Origin of the sequence: Flavobacterium sp., assembly GCF_049590715.1 — a bacterium.
Lineage (GTDB): Bacteria > Bacteroidota > Bacteroidia > Flavobacteriales > Flavobacteriaceae > Flavobacterium.
The window spans coordinates 1-1,753 of record NZ_JBAWDL010000269.1; the positions used below are offsets into that span (position 1 = coordinate 1).

The 1,753-nt window shown below is 61.8% G+C and carries 1 protein-coding gene; it reads left to right on the forward strand.

The genetic code is table 11. From position 1 onward, the window contains the following. Positions 1-1,753: hypothetical protein (locus WBQ70_RS12015; RefSeq protein WP_423914527.1), on the forward strand; the 1,753-nt coding region annotated here is incomplete at both ends.

The window sequence follows — 1,753 nt, forward strand, 5'->3', positions numbered from 1 at the left end:
GCTCTACACCTCAGCTGGCGTCGTCACCGCGACAACTCAGCTCGGCGCGTACGTCAATATCGCAACGGCGACCGCGATGACTGCCGACGGCGTTACGGTGAGCGACGATGACGCTGCGCACCACATCGGGGTGGCCGTCGTTCCCGCCAAGCTCATCATCAAGAAGGCCGTCAACGCCGTCGACCCGCTTCACCCGACCACTGCTGAAGACGCCGATGTTGCGACGGGTCCGACCGTGAGCTTGCCCGCGAGCGTGACCTTTACATACCGCGTCTGGGCCCAGGGCGTCGAGGTCAAGAACGTGACGCTCGTCGACGACAATGGCACGCTCACGACGAGCGATGACTTCGCGCCGACTTACCTCTCTGGTGACACCGACGGTGATGGGGTGCTTGACCTTGATGAGGTGTGGCTGTTCCGCGCGATTCGTACTGCGTTGCAGGGTCAGTACGTCAACGTCGCGACAGCAACGGGCGCTGCCGACGGCAACCTGCTCACCAGCACCGATGTCGCCCACTATTACGGCGTTGCCGAAGACGTCGTATCGGGCGCCATCCTCATTAAGAAGGCCGTCAACGCGGTGAAGCCGACCGCTCCCACGGCAGCAGAAGACGCCGACAGCAGCGCGTCGGCGAGGTTGCTCGCCTCTGGCAGCCCCGTGGTGTGGACATATCTCGTCAGCAATCTGACCAAGAAGGCCATCACGAACATCGTGGTGTTCGATGACAACGGCACACCGAGCGACACGAGTGACGACTTCACGCCGGTGTACGTCTCGGGCGACACCAACGGCAACGGTGCTCTCGATAAGAACGAAGTGTGGCTGTTCACCTCGGCAGGCGTTCGTTCGTTTGCGGCGCCGATGGGTCTGTACGGCAACCGAGGCATCGTGACTGGCCGAGACTCTTCTGGTGCAGCCGTGCGCGACGAAGACACAGCCTGGCTGTTCGGCGCCACCGTGGCCATCGATGTCGAAAAGTACGTCAACGGGGTGGATGCTGATCTCGCACCCGGCGTTCAGGTGGCCGTTGGTTCAACCGTGACGTGGACGTACACCGTGACAAACCGTGGCAACGTTGCGCTCGCCGTTTCGTTGCGGGACGACAATGGCACGGCAACAGCCTCTGATGACTTCACGCCGACCTTTGTCGGTGGCGATACTGACGGCGACGGCCTGCTAGATGTCGACGAGATCTGGAACTACCGCTGGAGCGGCACCGCCGTCGCAGGAACATACCGCAACCTTGCAACTGTTATCGGAAGCTTTACCGCGACGGGTCAGAGTGCACAAGATGCCGACGCGGCGAACTCGTACGCTCCTTATGCGTTGTTGCACCTTGAGAAGGCTGTCAACGCGCTCGACCCCCAGAATCCCACCGCGACCGAAGATGCCAACGCGGCACCGGGTCGACGGTTTGCAGTGGGTACACCCCTGGTGTGGACCTACCTCCTCACGAACCTTGGCATCACTGCTGTCGATGTCTACGGCATCGTCGACGATCGCGGCACACCTGGCAACGCCAACGACGACTTCGACGCGATGCCCGTCATGGATGTTCAGGGGTACAACGTTGGTGACACCGACCACGATGGTCTGCTCGATCCCGGCGAAGTGTGGCTGTTCACCTCGCAGGGCATTGTGTCGGATGTGGTGGTGGCTGGGCTGTACGTCAACACGGCGACAGTGACCGGAGTGATCCCCGGGATCGACACAGAGTTGACCGCGACTGATTATGCCCACCATGTCGGCACC